The organism is Rhodococcus marinonascens NBRC 14363, assembly GCF_001894885.1.
Classification (GTDB): domain Bacteria; phylum Actinomycetota; class Actinomycetes; order Mycobacteriales; family Mycobacteriaceae; genus Rhodococcus_F; species Rhodococcus_F marinonascens.
On sequence record NZ_BCXB01000003.1, the window covers coordinates 251,703 to 271,221 of the forward strand.

Annotated in this window: 19 protein-coding genes; 10 read left to right on the top strand and 9 right to left on the bottom strand. The window is 65.2% G+C overall.

The window, feature by feature from the left end:
• Together RM2_RS04840 and RM2_RS04845 are read left to right on the top strand one after the other, a co-directional pair.
• Entirely contained in the window at window positions 1–1,272 is a 1,272-nt protein-coding gene (locus tag RM2_RS04840; RefSeq protein WP_072687691.1) for an acetoin utilization protein AcuC, read from the top strand.
• Complete coding sequence (locus RM2_RS04845) at window positions 1,265–3,994, top strand: bifunctional acetate--CoA ligase family protein/GNAT family N-acetyltransferase (protein WP_373863283.1); 2,730 nt, start codon at window positions 1,265–1,267, stop codon at window positions 3,992–3,994. The genes RM2_RS04840 and RM2_RS04845 overlap by 8 nt, the downstream gene beginning before the upstream one ends.
• 139 nt (window positions 3,995–4,133) lie before the next feature.
• Here the strand turns inward: RM2_RS04845 and RM2_RS04850 are convergent, their stop codons facing one another.
• From RM2_RS04850 to RM2_RS04860, 3 genes are all read right to left on the bottom strand, one after another.
• The gene (locus tag RM2_RS04850) at window positions 4,134–5,105 is read right to left on the bottom strand and encodes a sigma-70 family RNA polymerase sigma factor (RefSeq protein WP_072687692.1); all 972 of its coding nucleotides are present in this window, start codon (window positions 5,103–5,105) and stop codon (window positions 4,134–4,136) included.
• A gap of 341 nt (window positions 5,106–5,446) precedes the next feature.
• Window positions 5,447–6,934 (bottom strand): DUF7782 domain-containing protein, encoded by a 1,488-nt coding sequence (locus RM2_RS04855; protein WP_072687693.1) that lies wholly within the window; start codon window positions 6,932–6,934, stop codon window positions 5,447–5,449.
• 31 nt (window positions 6,935–6,965) lie between these two features.
• Window positions 6,966–7,319, bottom strand: a complete 354-nt coding sequence (locus RM2_RS04860) for a DUF3099 domain-containing protein (RefSeq protein WP_072687694.1) — start codon at window positions 7,317–7,319, stop codon at window positions 6,966–6,968.
• Between the two features lie 59 nt (window positions 7,320–7,378).
• On the opposite strand from RM2_RS04860, the gene RM2_RS04865 reads away from it, so the two are divergent.
• Window positions 7,379–7,615 (top strand): DUF3039 domain-containing protein, encoded by a 237-nt coding sequence (locus RM2_RS04865; RefSeq protein WP_072687695.1) that lies wholly within the window; start codon window positions 7,379–7,381, stop codon window positions 7,613–7,615.
• Here the strand turns inward: RM2_RS04865 and RM2_RS04870 are convergent.
• Entirely contained in the window at window positions 7,588–8,775 is a 1,188-nt protein-coding gene (locus tag RM2_RS04870; RefSeq protein ID WP_072687748.1) for a YihY/virulence factor BrkB family protein, read from the bottom strand. The genes RM2_RS04865 and RM2_RS04870 overlap by 28 nt on opposite strands.
• A 257-nt stretch (window positions 8,776–9,032) precedes the next feature.
• Here RM2_RS04870 and RM2_RS04875 point away from each other — a divergent pair, with 257 nt between their 5' ends.
• Window positions 9,033–10,790, top strand: a complete 1,758-nt coding sequence (locus RM2_RS04875) for a DEAD/DEAH box helicase (RefSeq protein ID WP_072687749.1) — start codon at window positions 9,033–9,035, stop codon at window positions 10,788–10,790.
• Between the two features lie 123 nt (window positions 10,791–10,913).
• Here the strand turns inward: RM2_RS04875 and RM2_RS04880 are convergent, their stop codons facing one another.
• Window positions 10,914–11,108: a DUF7455 domain-containing protein gene (locus RM2_RS04880; RefSeq protein WP_072687696.1), complete on the bottom strand. Its 195-nt coding sequence runs from the start codon at window positions 11,106–11,108 to the stop codon at window positions 10,914–10,916.
• A 258-nt stretch (window positions 11,109–11,366) separates the two neighbouring features.
• Here RM2_RS04880 and RM2_RS04885 point away from each other — a divergent pair, with 258 nt between their 5' ends.
• From RM2_RS04885 to RM2_RS04895, 3 genes are all read left to right on the top strand, one after another.
• The gene (locus RM2_RS04885) at window positions 11,367–11,741 is read left to right on the top strand and encodes a DUF952 domain-containing protein (RefSeq protein WP_072687697.1); all 375 of its coding nucleotides are present in this window, start codon (window positions 11,367–11,369) and stop codon (window positions 11,739–11,741) included.
• A gap of 65 nt (window positions 11,742–11,806) precedes the next feature.
• Window positions 11,807–12,289, top strand: a complete 483-nt coding sequence (locus RM2_RS04890; protein ID WP_072687698.1) for a cation:proton antiporter regulatory subunit — start codon at window positions 11,807–11,809, stop codon at window positions 12,287–12,289.
• Window positions 12,290–12,296: 7 nt separating this feature from the next.
• Window positions 12,297–13,475, top strand: a complete 1,179-nt coding sequence (locus tag RM2_RS04895; protein WP_072687699.1) for a cation:proton antiporter — start codon at window positions 12,297–12,299, stop codon at window positions 13,473–13,475.
• Window positions 13,476–13,617: 142 nt separating this feature from the next.
• Here the strand turns inward: RM2_RS04895 and RM2_RS04900 are convergent, their stop codons facing one another.
• Together RM2_RS04900 and ppgK are read right to left on the bottom strand one after the other, a co-directional pair.
• Window positions 13,618–14,994 carry an RNA polymerase sigma factor gene (locus RM2_RS04900; RefSeq protein WP_072687700.1) on the bottom strand — a complete coding sequence of 459 codons (1,377 nt, stop codon included), beginning with the start codon at window positions 14,992–14,994 and terminating at the stop codon, window positions 13,618–13,620.
• 121 nt (window positions 14,995–15,115) lie between these two features.
• Window positions 15,116–15,868 carry a polyphosphate--glucose phosphotransferase gene (gene ppgK, locus RM2_RS04905; RefSeq protein ID WP_072687701.1) on the bottom strand — a complete coding sequence of 251 codons (753 nt, stop codon included), beginning with the start codon at window positions 15,866–15,868 and terminating at the stop codon, window positions 15,116–15,118.
• Between the two features lie 183 nt (window positions 15,869–16,051).
• Here ppgK and RM2_RS04910 point away from each other — a divergent pair, with 183 nt between their 5' ends.
• On the top strand, window positions 16,052–16,954 hold the full coding sequence (locus RM2_RS04910; protein ID WP_281250396.1) for an inositol monophosphatase family protein: 903 nt from the start codon (window positions 16,052–16,054) through the stop codon (window positions 16,952–16,954).
• Between the two features lie 7 nt (window positions 16,955–16,961).
• Here the strand turns inward: RM2_RS04910 and cei are convergent, their stop codons facing one another.
• Window positions 16,962–17,615 carry an envelope integrity protein Cei gene (cei, locus tag RM2_RS04915; protein ID WP_072687702.1) on the bottom strand — a complete coding sequence of 218 codons (654 nt, stop codon included), beginning with the start codon at window positions 17,613–17,615 and terminating at the stop codon, window positions 16,962–16,964.
• Between the two features lie 466 nt (window positions 17,616–18,081).
• On the opposite strand from cei, the gene RM2_RS04920 reads away from it, so the two are divergent.
• Complete coding sequence (locus tag RM2_RS04920; RefSeq protein ID WP_072687703.1) at window positions 18,082–18,384, top strand: DUF4193 domain-containing protein; 303 nt, start codon at window positions 18,082–18,084, stop codon at window positions 18,382–18,384.
• A 69-nt stretch (window positions 18,385–18,453) separates the two neighbouring features.
• Here RM2_RS04920 and RM2_RS04925 read toward each other — a convergent pair whose 3' ends face one another.
• Window positions 18,454–18,960 (bottom strand): DUF3093 domain-containing protein, encoded by a 507-nt coding sequence (locus RM2_RS04925; RefSeq protein WP_072687704.1) that lies wholly within the window; start codon window positions 18,958–18,960, stop codon window positions 18,454–18,456.
• Between the two features lie 35 nt (window positions 18,961–18,995).
• On the opposite strand from RM2_RS04925, the gene dut reads away from it, so the two are divergent.
• Window positions 18,996–19,517 carry a dUTP diphosphatase gene (gene dut / locus RM2_RS04930; RefSeq protein WP_084721635.1) on the top strand — a complete coding sequence of 174 codons (522 nt, stop codon included), beginning with the start codon at window positions 18,996–18,998 and terminating at the stop codon, window positions 19,515–19,517.
• Window positions 19,518–19,519 lie beyond the last annotated feature (2 nt).

A 19,519-nucleotide genomic window follows, 5' to 3' on the forward strand; every position in this document is an offset into this window, starting at 1 on the left:
ATGACCACGTCTTTCAATGCTGGGAAGGATTCGGCTGCAGTGGTATCGAACCGTGCAGTCGTGTGGAGTCCGGACTATCTCAGCTATCGGTGGAGTGCGGACCACCCGATGAACCCGACCCGGCTGGAGTTGACGATGTCGCTCGCAAGCGGTCTGGGCCTCTTGGAGGGCGCCGAATTGGTGCGGCCCGAAGCGGCTTCGGACGCAGATCTGTTGCGGATCCACACCCCCGGATACATCGAGGCCGTCAAACATGCCGGGCATTCGACCACGCCGGGTGTGCTCGGACCGGACTCCCCGCACGGGCTCGGCACAGAGGACAATCCCGTCTTCCCGCAGATGCATGAAGCGAGCGCGATCCTCGCCGGCGGTTCCCTCACTGCGGCGCGCGAGATCGCATCTGGTCGTACGCGAAGGGCAGTGAGCATTGGGGGTGGTATGCATCATGCGATGCCCGACTGGGCGTCCGGCTTCTGTGTGTACAACGATGTTGCGATTGCGATCTCGTGGCTGTTGGACAACGGCTTCGACCGGATCGCATATATCGACGTCGATGCACACCACGGTGACGGGGTCCAGCATGCGTTCGCCGACGATCCGCGGGTCCTGACGATCTCGCTGCATCAGCACCCGGCGACGCTCTGGCCCAACACAGGATGGTCGAGCGAAATCGGTCGGGGCTCGGGGGAAGGTACGACGATAAATCTCCCCGTCCTGCCCGGGACAGTTGATGCCCCGTGGCTCAGGGGTTTTCACGCCGTCGTCCCAGGCGCGATCGCAGCTTTCCGTCCCCAGATCGTGGTCAGCCAGTGCGGGGTCGACAGTCACCGCGAGGATCCTCTCGCCGACCTCGCGTTGACGATCGACGGACAGCGTGCTGCGTTCCTGGCGATGCGCGATCTTGCAGACCGACACGCGGAGGGGCGCTGGCTCGCTGTAGGCGGCGGCGGGTACGGACTCGTCCGGGTGGTACCGCGGGCGTGGACCCACCTCATTGCCGCAGCGCTCGATGTCGAGCTGCGTCCAGACCGTGCCGTGCCCGAGTCCTGGCGCGAGCGCGCGCACTCACTCGTGCCCAGTGTGGACCTCCCGGTCAGCATGAGTGATGGCGGTGACGTGGATTACCTGCCCTGGGACGGTCCGGGCGGCGCCCCAGAAACGGGAATCCCGGCCGTCGACAGGGCACTCACGCGTGTCGACTCCGCGGTCATCGCCACGCGCCGCGCTTGCTTCCCTCTCCTCGGCCTCGACCCGGAGGATCCCCGTGACTGAGTCGACGGACGGTACCGGTGCGGCTGGGGACACTGGGGCGCAGGAGGGCGCCGACACCAGAGGCAGGACACCGGACGCCGCGCACAACTACCCGCGGTACTGGGAGGTCGACGTGCTGGCGTCGGACGGCGGAGCGGTGGCGTTGCGGCCGATCGTGCCCGAGGACGCCGAGAAGCTCGTCGCCTTCCACTCGAAACTGTCGGAACGGACCCGCTATCTGCGGTATTTCGGCCCGTATCCGACCATGCCGGAGCGAGACATCGTCCACTTCACCACTGTCGATCATCACGCCCGGGTGGCGTTTGTGGTGGTGCTCGGGGACGAGATCATCGCAGTCGGCCGCTACGAGAGGCTCATCGGGGAGGGAGACGGAAACTCCGCTGAAGTCGCGTTTGTGGTCGCCGACGCGCATCAGGGGCGCGGGCTTGGGCCCGTCCTGCTCGAGCATTTGGCCGGCGCGGCTGCGGAGAATGGGATCACGATGTTCGTGGCCGAGGTTCTCGCGGAGAACGGGCGCATGGTGACGGTCTTCCGTGAGGCGGGCTACCAGGTGAGCCGCAGCTTCGACGGCGGAGTGGTCAGGCTCGAGTTCGCGATCGACGCTACCGAAGCGATGGTGTCCGTACGCAATTCCCGCGAGCGGGCGGCAGAGGCGCGCAGTATGCGCAATGTGCTCAGTCCACGGTCCGTCGCGGTGATCGGTGCGTCCACGGACACCGCGAAGGTCGGCAGCGCGGTGCTGGCCAATCTGCTGAGGGCAGGGTTCTCGGGCCCGGTGTACCCAGTCAATGCCGAGCACCGTTCGGTCCACGGCGTGCGGGCGTATCCGACCGTCCGCGACATCCCCGACGAGGTGGATCTCGCGGTGGTCGCCGTTCCTGCCGAATCGATCAACGCCGTGCTCGACGACTGTCTGGTCAAAGGCGTCAAGGCTCTCGTCGTCGTGTCGTCGGGGTTCAGTGAAACGGGCCTACGCGGAGAGCAGTCCGAGCGGCGACTCGTTCATGCCGCACGGGCTCACGGGATGCGTGTGATCGGACCCAACGCGTTGGGGGTGGCGAACAACGACCGGGCCGTATCCTTGAATGCGACTCTCGCTCCTGTACTGCCGAGCCCCGGCAACGTCGGATTCTTCTGCCAGTCCGGCGCTCTCGGTATCGCTATCCTCGACGAGGCCGCGCGCAGCCGCATCGGATTGTCTGCCTTCGTCTCCGCCGGAAACCGCGCCGACGTGTCCGGCAACGACCTTTTGCAGTACTGGGATTCGGATCCGGCCACCGAAGTGGTGTTGCTGTATTTGGAGAGCTTCGGTAATCCGCGCAAGTTCTCGCGTATCGCCCGCCGGGTGGCCCGGAACAAGCCCATCGTCGCCGTGAAGAGCGGTCGGCACGCTGTTCCGCCTGCCCTGGCGGCGGCGAGTGTCGAGATGGACGACTCGATCATCCGCGCGCTCTTCGAGCAGGCCGGCGTCGTGCAGGTGGGGTCGATCTCCCAACTCTTCGACTGTGCTCTGCTGTTCGGCTACCAACCGCTGCCCGCGGGCCCCCGACTCGCGGTGGTGGGAAACTCCACCGCGCTCGGTGTGCTGGCGGTCGATGCCGCTCGCAGCGAGGGCCTGCAGGCCGGGGACCCGGTCGACCTGGGTCCCCAGGCCGGGCCCGAGGAGTTCGCAAGCGCAGTGGGCGCAGCATTGGCGTCCGCTGACGTCGATTCGGTGATCGCCGTGTTCGTTCCGCCTGTCGCGGTTCCTGCAGAACCCTTCGCGCACGCCCTGCGGGAGGCGGTCCGCGATGCCGACAAGCCGGTGCTGACGACGTTCCTCGCCGCCGAGGGGGTGCCGGACGTGCTGGCGGTGCGGGGCCGGGACGGGCATCCGACCCGCGGATCGGTGCCGTCCTACCCCGGTCCGGAACGCGCGGCATTGGCATTGGCGCGGGCCTGGCGGTACTCGGCATGGAAGAACAAACCGTCTTCGAAGGTGTTGCGCCCCACCGGTATCGATCCGGATCGAGCGAAAGCGATGGTCCAGGGCTGGCTCTCGACCTCACCCGGACGGTGGCTGTCGGACTCCGAGTCCGCGCAGCTCCTCGGGTGCTACGGGGTGGACGTCGTGGAATTCCGTTCGGCTGCTCACGAAGACGAGGCCGTGAGTGCCGCCGAAGAATTGGGCTATCCGGTGGCGGTGAAGGCGACGGTGGAGCAGTGGCGGCACCGGCCGGACCTCGGAGGGGTGCGACTCGATTTGGTCGGAGCTGATTCGGTCCGATGGGCCTACCGCGACCTCGCGTCCGCGTCCGGCGAAGCGCTTCTCCATGTGCAACGGATGGCCACCAAGGGGATCGGCTGCGTGGTGGGGGTGCAGGAGGATCCGTCGTTCGGTTCGCTCATCTCGTTCGGTCTTGCGGGGGTGATCTCCGACCTTCTCGGCGACCGCGCCTATCGACTGTTGCCGCTGACCGAGGACGCTGCCGCGGAACTCATCGATGCACCGAAGGCCGCGCCGCTCCTGTCCGGGTACCGCAGCGCGGTACCCGTGAACAAACGGGCGCTGGTCGACCTAGTGCAGCGGATCTCTGCGCTCGCTGACGATCTGCCGGAGGTCCGGGCACTGGCCTGCGAACCTGTGCTCGCCTCGGCGGAAGGCGTTCAGATCACCGACTCCCGGGTGCGGATCGGGCCGGAACCGAGTTCGGTGGACCTGGGGCCACGCAGGCTGCGCTGACAGGGCACACAGGCTGACAGGGCACACAGGCTGACAGGGCACACAGGCAGCCTGGAGGCAGCGGAATCCAATATGGAGTTGAAGACAGCAAGCGCCGGTGCCGACAATTTCGATCGGCACCGGCGCAGCGCGGGGAGTGTCAGCTGGCGTAGGAACGAAGCCGCTCGGCGCGGTCACCCTGCCGCAGCTTGCCCATTACCTCGCGCTCGATCTGACGCACACGTTCTCGAGACAACCCGAAGAGTTTGCCGATCTGGTCCAAGGTGCGGGGCTGACCGTCGTCGAGTCCGTAGCGCAGGCGGATGACCTGTTGCTCACGTTCGTCGAGCGTGGCAAGCACGGTTCGCACGTCGGTGTGTAGGAGTCCGGCGATGACGGCGTTCTCTGCGGACGTGGCCTCGGAGTCCTCGATGAAGTCGCCCAAGGGAGCTTCTTCATCGTTTCCGACCGGCATGTCGAGGCTTACCGGGTCGCGGCTGTGGTCGAGCAGGTCCGCGATCTTGTGCGCCGGGATGCCCGACTCCTCGGCAAGTTCATCGTCGGAGGCTTCGCGGCCGAGTTGCTGGTGCAGTTCACGCTTGATGCGAGCAAGTTTGTTCACCTGCTCCACGAGGTGCACGGGCAGCCGGATCGTCCGGCTCTGATCGGCCATTCCGCGAGTGATCGCCTGACGAATCCACCAGGTGGCATACGTCGAAAACTTGAAGCCCTTCGCGTAGTCGAACTTCTCCATTGCGCGGATAAGCCCCAGGTTGCCTTCCTGGATGAGGTCGAGCAGAGGCATGCCGCGGCCGGTGTACCGCTTCGCGAGCGATACGACGAGCCTCAGGTTGGCCTCGAGGAGGTGCGCACGCGCGGACCGACCTTCGCGGACGATCGTGGCGAGGTCGCGCTTCTTGGCGGGGGAGAGGCGTTTCCCGGTATCCAAGATGTGCGCGGCATAGAGCCCAGCCTCGATTCGCTTGGACAGTTCCACCTCGTCTGCGGCTGTCAGCAGAGCAGTACGGCCGATTCCGTTCAAATAGACGCGGACCAGGTCCGCAGCGGGGCTCTGGGCGTCCAGGTCGGCGGCGCTGGGGCGAATGCGGCTAGTGGTGCTGGGGCTTGTCATGACTTGCCTCCTCATCGGTGGTGTCTCATATGGATCAACGCACCGGCGGTCCAGGAAAGTTCCCGGCCGACAATTCACAAAACGGCCGTGACCTGCGAAGTTAGCGATTCTGTCCTGAGAAGTTGCTGAGAACCCGTATAAGGGTGGCAATTCGGGGACCCGGGCACCTCGGCGGCCTGCTTCGTCAGATGGTGTGAAGGTGAGGCAAGGACACTGTCGGGCGAGCCCTCCTCGAATCCCGACGTGCGCCCAGGTCGAGGGTGGCAGAGGTCGCCGACAGCGCCTGGGTAACCATGGGCGACTTCAGCGGTCGCCGTGGCTGTCCGGGTATGTCCCAGGGATCAGGCCGGCTCGGCGGGCAGCACGAGTCCGTGCCGGACGAGCGAATGCACAAGCGGCACGGCTGTCTGTGCCAGCGCCTCGGCGTCCACGTCGTGGGCGGCCGCAAGGAGTTCGATCAGTTCGCCCAGTCCGAGGCTGCCGCTGCCCATGCCCGCGACGAGCGAAGCCAGGAGGTCGTCCACTTCGTGCTGCCACGCTGGGCCGCTTCCTCGATGCAACCGGGCGACCACCTGGTTCCATCCGTTGTCTCCGGGCAGGAACACCCGTTCGAGGGCGGTGCTCTCCTCGACGCGAAAACGCGCGGTGAGCACGTCGTGCTCGCGTAGCCACTGCACCCGATCGAAGTACGCGAGTGCCTCCGCGCCGAGCGGATCGCTGAAACCGTGGGTGAGGTCCTCCGCCATCAGGTCGGTCGGAGCGTCGGTCCGCCGCAGGTAGACGAACCCGAAGCCGACTCCCTCCACGTTCGCGCTCGCAAGGTGATCCAGCCAGTCGCCGGCGATCGCCGCCGATGCCGGATCGTGGATGTCGAGGTCTCCGTCTCGCATCCAGGTGCCGACGTACAGCTCCGGGTCGGCGCGGTCGCGCTGCACCACCCAGGCGTCGATGCCGTGCGCCGGTAGCCACGAGGCCACCCGGGAACGCCAATCCTCGCCCGCCACGTGAATCCAGGACGCCAGCAGTGCTGCGATGCCTCCCGGGGCGAGATGGTCCGCGACGCGGGAGATCATCAGTTTGCTCGAGCCGTCGAGGTCGAGACCGGAGTCACGGTAGGTGTGCCCTACCCGAGGGCGGCTGACGACGAACGGCGGATTGGCAACGATCTGATCGAACGTTCGGCCCTGGATCGGGTCGAACCACGACCCGACGAGCAGTTCCACCTCTTCCTCGTTGAGGGCCGCGCTGACGGCCGCGAGATCGACGGCCCGGACATTGATGTCGGTCGCGGTGACCGCGGCGGCGTAGGAGGCGCCGTGCAGGGCCTGGATTCCACATCCGGTCCCGACGTCGAGCAGGGTTCCGACCGGCGCGGTCGGTGTGGCCAGCAGCAGGGACAGCGATGCGTGCCCGACGCCGATCACGTGATCGACGGAAGTCTCGCGGGGCCGGAACGAGCCGTCGAGATCGGACACCACCCAACGGTTGCCGCCGCCGATGTCCATGGGGCGGAGATCGAGTGCTGCGCGAACGATGTCGCCGTCGGCGTCGAGCAGGCCCGCGGCAACCGCGTCCTCGACCGAGAGGGGAGCGAGGGCCGCCGCCACCTCGTCGGCCGGACAGTCGTCGGTGAGGAGGAATAGGCGGATCAGGGTGCCGAGTTCGCCGCAGCGTGTGCTGGCCCGGCGCACCGGGACCGGTTCGTTGCGGCTCAGAGCCGCATGAACCTCGGGGCCCAGCGCGTCGAGCAGGGTGTCCGTGTCGTAGTGGTTACGAATGAAAGCCTCGCGCAGAGGAAGGCAGATCGACAGCAATTTGTCACGGTTCACCTGTGCATTGTTGCAGTACGCCGGATCGGGGTCAGCCGTCGATCGTGTGGTGCGAAGGTGTGGGCAGACTTGTCGGCGACTCGCGGTGGTCGTATCGACTGGGCTCGTCCTTGGTGCGCGGAGGACGGTCGTTGGCGATGAGAACGGCGATCCACGGCAGCGGGATCGACAGGCCGATGATTGCCATCGAGATCCAGGCGTTCGCCCAGATGCCGTATGCCCCGGCCGCGAAGATCAGCGCTGGGAAGCGGAAAGACATGATGATCAGGTATTTACGGACACGGGCGCGGTGCTGCTCCTCGAGGGATTGTGCCGCCTCGGTGATGAGAATCGGATTGTCCGGTGAGCCCTCGTGCGAACCACCGAACCCTGCACCTCGTGCCATGACTCCATGGTTTCACGGTCGGACATCGAATGCACACGGGGGTGCGGCATTATTGAGGGGTGAGCACTGAAACCAAGGAACGGCCCGACGTCACAACCGACGAGTCTACCGACGACGACACTCCCAAATTTTTTCACTACGTCAAGAAGAACAAGATCGCGGAGAGCGCTGTCATGGGCACGCACGTCGTCGCATTGTGCGGCGAGGTGTTTCCGGTGACGAAATCCGCGAAGCCTGGTTCGCCTGTATGCCCGGACTGCAAGAAGGTCTATGAAGGATTACGCAAGGGCGAGTGAGGTTTCGCCTGCGGATTCAACACACTCGGTGGCGCGAGAGGTTCTCGGACCGGGCCGTCGGATAGCGGGCCGTCGGGTGTCGGGTCGTCCCGATATCGGGAATCGCCGCGGCCCGAGACGGCGCGGTCGCCAGCGATCTTGATCGGACCGGTGGCGATGCGCCGGGTGAGGTTGGTCACCGGGCCGGTGGACGGAGAATTGTCGGCCTGCGTGGCGAGCCACTCTCGCATCTGCGCCATGCGCGTCGCACGGGCGGGCCAGAACTCCTGGATGGTGGCGTTGAACTCCGCACCGAGTACCACCGCGAAGCCCAGGAAGAATGTGAACAGCAGAAACGCGATCGGCGCGGCCAAAGCGCCGTACGTGTACCCGGTTCCGGTCAACCACGTGAGGTACCACCGAAGGCTGATGCTGGCGCCGAGGAAGAAGGCTCCGGCGACGAGTGCGCCGCCGAGCAGTCGGTGCCAGGGCAGCGACCTGGGAAGAGCGACCTTGTAGAGAGTGGTCAGGCCGATGATCAACAACAGCCCCACGCCGGGGTAGTAGAACGTGGCGACCATCTCGGAACCGATTGCGCGCCACGCCTCGGGGAGGACCTTGATCACGAGAGTCGGCCCGAGCGCGACGAGGGGCAGAGTGAAGACCGCGAGGATCAGGAACATTACATAGAGCAGCAGCGCGAACAACCGCTGCCAGACGGGGTGCCGCGCCTCCTGCTGGCCGTGGGCTTCGACGATGGAGTCCACGAACGTGGAGATGGCGGATGAGCCGGCCCACAGTGACAGCAGGAAGCTCAGCGACACTATCTGAAGGCGTCCGCGTTCGAGTACATCGCTGAGAGTCGGCCGGATGATCTGCTCGACGACGCTTTCGCTGAAAACGGTTCCGCTGAAAGTGATGATCTTGGACTGGATGATGCCGACGGTGTCGGGCCCGAACCATCCGCCGACGTATCCGAGCATTCCCAGCAGACCAAGTAGCAGGGGAGGGAGGGACAGCGTCTGCCAGAACGCCGCGGTGGCCGATTTTCCGAAGATCGAGTCATCCCACGCCTTTCTCAGTGTGTGACCGATCACGCTCAGCGCACGACGAAGTGGGTGGCACCCCGGCGGGGGCCCGCCACTGCCGTTCTTCGGCGACCGCGCCGGGGATTTGCTCATGATGCTTCCAGCATCCACGACGACACGCCCGGTTGCCCACCGCAGTCGCGCCCGTGTCGCGAAGAATCTGCCCCTCTCGGGTGCATCGCGAATGCGGTTCACGTCCGGTACGGGCGTTACGCTCGTTGACGGACAGCGCCTTCGGGACTGGACCCGGCCGTGTCGATCGAATACCGAGGAGTGCGAACAAACTGTGCCATGCCATCGGAGGGCAACCCTTGAGTGCTGAGACAGTGGGCTCCCAGTCGGCGCCGAGAATAGAGACCGAGGCGGCGCAGATAGTCGGAACCGAGGCATATCTAGCTCAGACGGAACCGGCCAGGCCCGCGGGACCACTTCGCGCATGGCAGCGTCGTTCGCTGACGAGGTATCTGTCCAGCAGTCCCCAGGACTTCCTCGCGGTCGCGACACCTGGTGCGGGTAAGACCACCTTCGCGTTGCGGGTCGCGTCTGAGTTGCTGCGTGACCGCACCGTGGATCAGGTGACTGTGGTCGCCCCCACCGAGCACCTCAAGCATCAGTGGGCCGAGTCGGCGGCTCGCAGCGGCATCGCGCTGGATTCGTACTTCTCGAACTCGACAGGGCAGACGTCCAGCGACTATCAGGGTGTGGTGGTGACATACGCGCAGGTCGCGTCCCATCCCTTCAAACACCGTGTCCGCACCGACAGCAGGCGCACGCTGGTCATCCTGGACGAGATCCACCACGGTGGTGACGCAAAGAGTTGGGGTGAGGCCATCCGGGAGGCTTTCGGTGACGCCACCCGCCGCCTCGCACTGACCGGAACGCCGTTCCGCAGCGATGACAGTGCGATCCCGTTCGTGACCTACGAACCCGACCGCGAAGGTCTGATGCGATCGAAGGCCGACTATTCGTACGGCTATTCGGACGCTCTCGCGGACGGGGTCGTCCGGCCGGTTGTGTTCCTTGCATATTCGGGGGAGGCCCGCTGGCGGAACAATGCGGGCGAGGAGTTCTCTGCGCGCCTCGGCGAACCGCTCAGCGCCGAACAGACCGCTCGGGCGTGGCGAACGGCGTTGGATCCAGAGGGGGAATGGATTCCGGCGGTCCTACACGCAGCTGACACGAGACTCGGCCAGTTGCGGGCCGGCGGCATGCCCGACGCGGCTGGGCTGGTGATCGCAACGGATCAGACTGTGGCCCGCGCCTACGCAAAGACGCTCACCGAAGTCACCGGGGAAGAGCCGGCGGTGGTGCTGTCCGATGATCCGACCGCGTCGAAACGCATCGCGGAGTTCGGCGCGAGCACGCAGAAGTGGATGGTCGCGGTCCGTATGGTGTCGGAAGGTGTCGACGTTCCGCGGCTGGCCGTCGGCGTGTACGCCACCAGTGCGTCCACCCCGCTCTACTTCGCGCAGGCGATCGGGCGGTTCGTGCGGTCACGTCGCAAGGGTGAAACCGCGAGTGTGTTCCTTCCGTCCGTGCCCGTGCTGCTCGACCTGGCCAGCCAGCTCGAGGCGCAGCGCGACCACGTGCTGGGCAAACCGCATCGGGAGAAGGAGGGGTTCGACGACGACCTTCTCGCCGACGCGAACAAGCAGAAGGACGAGCTCGGCGAGGACGAGAAGGCGTTCACGTCGCTCGGTGCCGACGCCGAGCTCGACCAGGTGATCTACGACGGCTCGTCCTTCGGAACGGCCACGTTCTCGGGCTCGGACGAAGAGGCCGACTACCTGGGCCTGCCGGGCTTGCTCGACGCCGATCAAATGCGTGCGCTGCTGCGTCAGCGTCAGTCCGAGCAGCTCGTCAACCAGGAAGCCATGCCGGCTGAGCCGACCGTCGTCCCACAGGTGACCGATCGGGTCGCGGCCGCAGGCCAGCTCGCGCAGCTGCGTCGTGAACTGAACAGTCTCGTCGCGATGCAGCATCACAGGACGGGCAAGTCGCACGGCACCATCCACGGTGAACTGCGTCGCATGTGCGGGGGACCGCCCACCGCGATCGCTACGGTCGAGCAGCTGACCGAACGAATCTCCACGCTGCGACAGTGGTGACCACCACGTCGTCGATTCACATCACCTGGTCGATCCGACATAAGAGACCGGCGAGTGCGTGCACTCGCCGGTCTCTTATGTCGGAAAGAGGTGAGCCTGGGAAGGGTCACCCGGGCTGACGGGTCAGATTGCAGCTTCGGCTTCGGCTTCGATCGTGGCATTCATCTCGCGAAGTCGATCTGCGTGCTCGTTGGCGTGGTGACCGCAGAAGAGCAATTCTCCTCCGGTCGGAAGAACCGCGCGAACGCGGGCGCCTGCACCGCACCGGTCGCACCGGTCGGCTGCGGTCAACGCGGGGCTGGTCAGTGTTCCGGGCATGACTCCTCCGTACTGGCTCTCGGCTCGCGCCGAATGCCTGGGGCCTGGTCCGCCGCGTCGGGGGTGGCGCGGTGGATACACTCTGTCAGACGTTTGGGGTTTGCGGGTTGTTCCCATCGGCGTTTCTCAGTGGCACATCACACACGAAGTGCGCCGCAACCTGCGAACAGGCGCTGAAGAGGGCGTATTCGAACAGACCGGCCGGTCGGAGTTCGCTGACAGCTGATTGCATTTGGTGCGTGACGTTAGTCTCGCCCTGTGAATTCCGAACACGCGAACGCCGATGGAGCCGAGGTCCTCGTCCACATCTGTTCCCGTGGCGAATGGCGCGCGGCAGAGCGCGACGGCAGTCGTGTGCCTGACACGTTCTCCGCGGACGGTTTCATCCACCTGTCGACGCTCGCCCAGGTCCATCTGCCGGCAAACCGGCTGTTCACCGGGCGCACGGACCTCGTTCTGCTCCGAGTCGAACCCGGTGCTCTCGGTTCGCCGGTGAGGTGGGAACCCGGGATCCCGACTGACCCGGGGTCGATGCTATTTCCACACCTGTACGGACCGTTGCCTGTATCGGCGGTAGCCGGGGTCGAGATCTACCTTCCCGACGCCGAAGGCACGTTTCCTGCCCGCCAGTGAGATCGGACCGGGCCGGTTCCGCGAGTCTCCGCGGAGGGGTTCACAGGCGGGACTACCGTGGAGGGATGAACGTTGAAGTGACGGCATTGCCGGGCATCGGGGTGCGGAAGGACTTCGTACTGGCTTCGGGTCGTCGTATCGGCGTCATCAGTCATCGCGACGGTCGCACCGACCTGATCGTATCCAAGCCCGATGACCCTGACGCCTGCGCTGCCTCCTTGCCGCTGAGTACCGAGGAAGCCGCGGTGCTCAGCAATCTGTTGGGGGCTCCGCAGTTGGTGGCCCAGCTGGAGGAAGAACACCGGGACCTGCCAGGCATCCGGACCAAACAGTTGTACCTCAAGGAGGACTCCCGGTTCGACGGTCGGACGCTCGGCGACACGGCCATGCGTACACGGACCGGGGTCTCGATCGTCGCGGTCATGCGGGCGGGTCAGGTGAATCCGTCACCGAAACCTGGCTTCCTGCTCACATCCGGTGATCTGCTGGTCGCTGTCGGAACTGCAGAAGGACTGGACGCGGCAGCCAAGCTCTTGGCCAGCGGCTGACGGTCCTGTGGATACCACTACGCTCGCGCTCATCGAATTGGGCGCGGTGTTCTTCGCGCTCGGGCTACTGGGCCGTCTGGCGGCCCGGTTTGGTATGTCGCCGATCCCGTTCTATCTGATCGGTGGGCTGTGCTTCGGAAACGGTGGGTTCATCCAACTCGCCGACATCGACGAGTTCAGCCATCTTGCAAGTGAGATCGGGGTGGTTCTGCTCCTCCTGCTGCTGGGGTTGGAGTACACGGCGTCGGAGTTGGTCACCGGACTGCGCCGGTCGTGGATGGCCGGCGTGGTGGATATCGTCCTCAACGCTGCACCCGGTGCGATCGTGGCACTGATGCTGGGGTGGGGCGCCACTGGCGCCGTCGTTTTGGGTGGTGTCACCTATATATCATCTTCGGGCATCATCGCGAAGGTGCTGAGCGACCTGGGTCGACTCGGAAACCGCGAAACCCCGGTCGTGCTCTCGATCCTGGTGTTCGAGGATCTCGCTATGGCCGTCTACCTACCGATCTTGACCACGCTGCTCGTCGGTGTGAGTTTCTGGGGTGGCGTCGGGGCCGTGGGCATCTCGCTGATCGCCATCTCAGTGGTTCTGGTCGTTGCGTTGCGCTACGGACGCTATGTGTCCGCGCTACTTGACAGCCCGGACAGCGAGACCTTGCTGTTGAAACTACTGGGTGCCGCCCTGCTTGTCGCGGGCATCAGCTCCGCGCTGCAGGTCTCGGCCGCGGTCGGAGCATTCCTCCTGGGGATCGCGATCTCCGGATCGACCGCTCACAATGCCAGCCGCGTCCTCGAGCCCCTTCGGGACCTGTTCGCGGCGATGTTCTTCGTCGTGTTCGGACTCAATACCGATCCTTCGGAAATCCCACCGGTGCTCGGTTGGGCGATACTGCTTGCTGTTGTGACAGCACTCACCAAGATGGCCACCGGCGTCTGGGCGGCGAAGCAGCAGGGCGTCGCCCGGCTTGGTCGAGCCAGGGCCGGCGCCGCGCTGATCGCCCGCGGTGAGTTTTCCATCGTGATCGCCGGCCTGGCTGTCTCGGCGGGCGCGGTCGAAGGTCGGCTCGCGGCCCTCGCCACCGCTTATGTTCTCCTCATGGCAGTTATTGGTCCGGTGGCAGCCCGAGTAGTCGAACCGGTGGCCAACACATGGGTTCGGGTTCGGGCTCGGGCCAGCGCATAGCGCCACGGTCAACTCCTGCTTCAGGAGTGGCGCGAGCGGTGCCTTCGGGACTCAAAGAGTCCAATGCCTTCGGGACTCGGAGAGTCCAATGCCCCCGGACTCGGAGAGTCCGGGGGCATTGGACGAGTTCAGTGCACGAACGTCAGTCCAGGTAGTCTCGCAGCACCTGCGACCGGGACGGGTGGCGCAGTTTCGACATGGTCTTGGACTCGATCTGGCGGATGCGCTCGCGCGTGACCCCGTAGACCTGGCCGATCTCGTCCAGGGTGCGCGGCTGTCCGTCGGTCAGTCCGAAGCGCAGGCGCACCACGCCCGCCTCACGCTCGGACAGCGTATCCAGCACTTGCTGCAGCTGATCCTGCAGCAAGGTGAAGGACACAGCGTCGACGGCCACAACGGCTTCGGAGTCCTCGATGAAGTCGCCGAGTTGGCTGTCGCCCTCGTCGCCGATGGTCTGGTCCAGGGAGATGGGCTCGCGCGCGTACTGCTGGATCTCCAGCACCTTCTCGGGCGTGATGTCCATTTCCTTGGCGAGCTCTTCGGGAGTGGGCTCACGGCCCAGATCCTGCAACAGTTCGCGTTGGATGCGCCCGAGCTTGTTGATGACCTCCACCATGTGCACCGGAATGCGAATGGTGCGGGCCTGGTCAGCCATTGCGCGGGTGATGGCCTGACGGATCCACCACGTGGCGTAGGTCGAGAACTTGTATCCCTTGGTGTAGTCGAATTTCTCGACGGCCCGGATGAGGCCCAGATTGCCTTCCTGGATCAGGTCCAGGAAGGCCATGCCGCGTCCGGTGTAGCGCTTGGCCAGCGATACGACGAGGCGGAGGTTGGCTTCGAGTAGGTGGTTCTTGGCACGGTTTCCGTCACGGCAGATCCAACTCATGTCCCGGCGCTGGGTGGCGGGGAGCTTCTCACCGGAGGCCGAGACTTCCTGCATGATCTGGGTTGCGTAGAGCCCGGCCTCGATGCGTTTGGCGAGATCCACCTCCTCTTCGGCGTTGAGGAGTGCAACCTTGCCGATCTGCTTGAGGTATGCGCGAACCGAGTCGGCGGATGCCGTGAGCTCGGCATCCTTGCGTGCCTGACGTAGGGCCTCGGACTCTTCCTCGTCCCAAACGAAGTCACCGGAGGCCTTGTCCTTCTCGGACGGTTCCTCGGTTTCGTCGTCCGTGCCGACCGCGACCACCTCGACGACATCGGACTCGACCTCGGCCGAGTCGCCGTCGGTGACGTCGTTTTCTTCTATGTCAACGGAGCCTTCGTCGGGGCTGGCCTCGCCGTCCGCCGACTTACCGACCCCGGCTTTCTTGGCGGGAGCTTTCTTGGCGGGAGCTTTCTTTGCGGGAGCTTTCTTTGCCGCAGCTTTCTTTGCGGGAGCTTTCTTCGCCGCGGTCTTATTGGCGGGAACATCCTCGGTCGCCGAAGCAGTGCCGGCGGCTGTCGCTGCGACTGGCGCTCCCGGTCCTGACTCCGAAGTCGAATCAGTAGTCTGACGTGTATCGGTGGCTGCCACGTACGCCCTTTCGTGACGGTGTCGTGCGGCGTCACGCCAGAGTGATCATCCGGCGGAGAGGTCTACTGGTTTCGCCGGCGCGCAGCCGGGCTCTTTCATTGTAACGACCTATTCGAAATAGTTATGGAGCGATGCCCGTGTCGACCGCAATAGCTGCGCCCACTATCCCCGCTGTATTGAGAAGCGCAGCAGGTACAACGGGTGTCCTGCTTGTCAGATGAGGAATCCACTTCTCGTGTTTGCGGCTGATGCCGCCGCCCGCGATGAACAGATCCGGCCAGAGTAGGTCCTCGAACCGGGTCAGCACGCGGGACACCTCCGCCGCCCATTCCTTGTAGGACAGATCATTGGCGTCCTTCACCGAGGACGCCGCCAGATGCTCGGCTTCCTTGCAGTCAACTTCCATGTGCCCGAATTCGGTGTTGGGCAGCAGGACGCCGTTGTGAAGGATCGCCGAGCCGATGCCGGTGCCGAAGGTGAGCAGGATGACAACTCCACTCGCATCCTTGCCTGCGCCGAGCCTGTCCTCCGCTATCCCCGCAGCGTCGGCGTCGTTGAGCACCGTGACGGGGCGGCCGCCGAAAGCATCGCCGAACAGGGCGCGCGCGTCTGTTCCGATCCATTTCTTGTCGATGTTCGCCGCAGAGCGTGCCACTCCGCCGGTGACCACACTCGGCAGGGTGACACCGACCGGCCCGTCCCACCTCGCCAACCGGACGATCTCGGCGACGGTCTCCGCGACCGCGTTCGGAGTGGACGGCTGGGGAGTGGGGAGTTTGATGCGGTCTCCGATCAACTCGCCAGTCGTGAGATCGACGGTGCCCCCCTTGACGCCGCTGCCTCCCACGTCAACACCGAACCCGGTTTTGGTCATGGCGTGTGCTCCTCCGTGTCGAACTACGACGTGTTCTCCGTGCGCTTTCCGGCTGTCCGTCACAATAGTGCGTCGAGGCAGGTTCGGTGGGCTGAGGCGCCTCTGCACGCGGAGTGCCCCGGGGGTCGGCAACCGGAGCGCCAGCGGTGGTGCGAGGCAGTGGAAGTGTGTTCCGATGGGGGTGTGTATGCACCCCAGAGTCGAGAGACCGAGCAAGGCCGTATCGGCACCGATCCGCAACGACTGCTCGACGTGGCTGTGGCTGTGGCTGAGGAGGCTGCCGCCCACGTCCGGTCACGACGTCCCGAGGTGTTCGGAAGTGTCGGGAAAGGAGCAGCGTCCGGCAATTCCGTTGCGTCGAAGAGCACCCCCACGGACCCGGTCACCGTGGTCGACACCGAGAGCGAGCGAGTCATCCGCGACCGTCTCGCGATTCTGCGGCCTGACGATGCGATCCTCGGTGAGGAGGGTGGCGGGGAGGGAAATTCCCTCGCCGGGGTGCGGTGGGTCGTGGATCCGATCGACGGCACGGTGAATTTTCTGTACGGGGTGCCCGCCTACGCAGTCTCGGTGGCTGCGCAGATCGATGGAATGTCCGTTGCGGGGGCTGTGGTCGACGTGGCGGCCCGATCGACGTATTCCGCGGCACGGGGTTGCGGGGCGACTCTCACCGATGCTGAGGGGCGGGTGAGAGAGCTTCGGTGCAACCCGGTCACGGACGTGTCGATGGCCTTACTCGCAACCGGATTCGGGTACAGCGCGGCGCGGCGCAGGGTGCAGGGTGCCCTCATCGGCGAGATCCTCCCGCGGGTACGGGACATTCGCCGGATTGGATCGGCGGCCCTCGATCTGTGCATGGTCGCGTCCGGTCAGGTCGACGCGCACTTCGAACACGGGCTGAGCCCCTGGGACTGGGCCGCAGGATCACTTATCGCTACCGAAGCAGGGGCGCGCGTGCGTATCCCCGCCCCACACTCGTCGAGTGCGGACGGTGAATTGGTGGTGGCAGCAGCCCCTGGCATCGCCGACGAACTGGAGGCACTGTTCGCCGAGGTCGGAGTGGACGGCCCGATTCAGGAGACATGACCGGCGGTCAGCAACGGGCCGTGCGAGCCGCCTTCAACAGGTCAATGTCGAGAGGAGCGGACTGAGTTCCCGGCGGCGGATCCTTCAGGGACCGCAGCACCTCTTCGGCATCAGGGTTCGGTGAGATCTCGCGGAAGTAGGTTCCGAGCGCGAGATCGACGGTGTCGTCGGTGCGTGAATCCTCGATGAGTTCGGCGCACGGGGCGACGAGCCAGAGGGCACTTGCCGCGACGGTTCCGTTCGGCCCGAACCTCAGCTGTCCCTGGCACTGCATGTTCTGGTCGACGTAGATCGGGTCGTTTCCGGCCTGGACGTCGGGGGCGCTCGCGAAACCGTAGTCGCTCAACTGCGCAGCCACCTGCGCCGCCTGGCCGACCTCGCCGTTGGCGTTGAACACGCGCACCTTCGCGGCAGACAGTGCGGCGGGTTCCACGTCCAGCAGCGTCGAGGCGTCGACCCTCTCGCCTAGCGTGGGCTGCGGCGGTGGATTGCACGCGACGGTCGTGGCCGGCTCCTCGTCCTGACTGAGGATGCTTGTCCACAGCACAGCGCCGAGCAGGGCGAGGACCACGAACACGAGGAGTATCGGCATTGCTCGCCGCCTCCGGAACGGACGACCCTCGTCGTCGAGTGGGCTGCCGTCGGTGATCAGTGAAACCACAGTGTGCCTCGACCTTTCCTGCGAAACTGCACGTCGTATGTATCGCCCGCACAGCGCCGATACAGTGCCCGGCCACAGGTCGTGGCGCAGGTTCGGCACCCACTGTAGATCGCCGGAGTCCCGATACTTCGAACCCTCCCCGACTGCGGAATGTCACAGGTTGCTGTGACATTGGTGACGATTTGCAGACAATTTGCACGATCGGTCAATTCGGTTACGCCTTTCGAGTCGCGTTCGGCTACTGTCTGGCGGCCCGAGTCGTTCGGAGAGCGTGGAACGAGGGTGGGCAGATGAGGCGTACAACACGATTTGGGACCTGTTTCCGGCACTGATCCAAGCGCGCGGCATCGTTCGTCCGCGGGGTGTGATCTGCGGCGGAACGGGTGGCGCGTGGGAGGTTGACCACCAATGGGGTCGGCGTTCCTCGCAAGCCGGGATATATGGAAGAGGACGAGGGGAAAACGACATGGCAACTGACTACGACGCACCGCGGCGAACAGAGTCCGACGAGGTTTCGGAGGATTCGCTGGAGGAACTGAAAGCGCGACGCAACGAAGCACAATCGGCGGTCGTCGACATCGACGAGTCCGACACTGCGGAATCCTTCGAATTGCCCGGCGCGGATTTGTCGGGGGAAGAGCTCTCGGTGCGGGTCGTGCCCAAGCGGGCCGACGAGTTCACGTGTTCGAGTTGCTTCCTGGTACACCACCGAGGCCGACTCGCGAGCGACGCCGGTGGGGTGCTGGTCTGCAGGGACTGCGCGGCCTGAGAGCGCAGGCCGGAGCCAGTGGCGGACGGTGGTGGCAGGGCACCACCGTCCATTCAGCCTCCGCTCTGTCTACGGGCGGGCGCGGCTGATGGCGGCCAGCAATGCGGCCGGGCGCCGAGTGCTGACCAGCCAGTAGGGGGTCGGATCCTCGGGATCGTCGAGAACGATGAGGACCATCGACTTGACCCACACGCGGTGCTGAACGAACGCGGAGGGGTCCAGTTGGCGACCGAGGGCTGCGCTCTTGGCCGACCCGGGGACCTCGGCGACTCGCGTGATCACGTCCACAGGCAGATGTGCTCGCCCGACCTTCAGGTGGACGCCGTTCGGTTCGTCAACGACCTCGACTCGGAGTCGGCTGAGCCAGATAAGACCCCACACCGGGAGCGGGAGCAGCAGGACGTACGGCAACCAGGCGCGCAGACCCGGCGCCCCCATATGCACCTCCGCGGCCAACAGTCCGGCGACGAACAAGCCCACAGCCCACCACCAAATCGGCACCCACAGACGCTCCGAGTACAGCGTGGACTGGATGTTATCGGTGGGCGCGGCTTCGGGCCGGGACGTTTCTGACACCCAACTAGGATAGTCGTAGTGCGGGAGTAGGCTCTGTGCACGTGAGCGACCAATCTTCCGGCTTCCCTGTCGACGCGGCCTGCGCCCTTCCACCTGTCGCCCTCCAGCGGCTGGACCCAGATATTCCGATACCACAGCGGTCCCACGATGGTGACGCAGGTGTCGATCTCTGTAGCACCACTGACATCACCATCGAGCCGGGGCGACGTGTTCTCGTCGGGACAGGGGTGGCGATTGCTCTGCCTCTGGGCACCGTCGGACTCGTCCATCCACGGTCAGGACTGGCCACCAAGTCGGGTCTGTCTGTGGTCAACACCCCGGGCACCATCGATGCCGGATACCGAGGCGAGATCAAGGTGTGCCTAATCAATCACGACCTCGACACGCCGATCGAAATCTGCCGGGGCGACCGGATCGCCCAGTTGGTCGTGCAGCGTGTGGAATTGGTCTCATTCGTCGAGGTGGAGTTCCTGGACGACACCACTCGCGGCAGTGACGGACACGGGTCGAGCGGAGGCCACGCGAGCCTCTTCGGCAATGCCAGAGAAGGAGTCTGAAC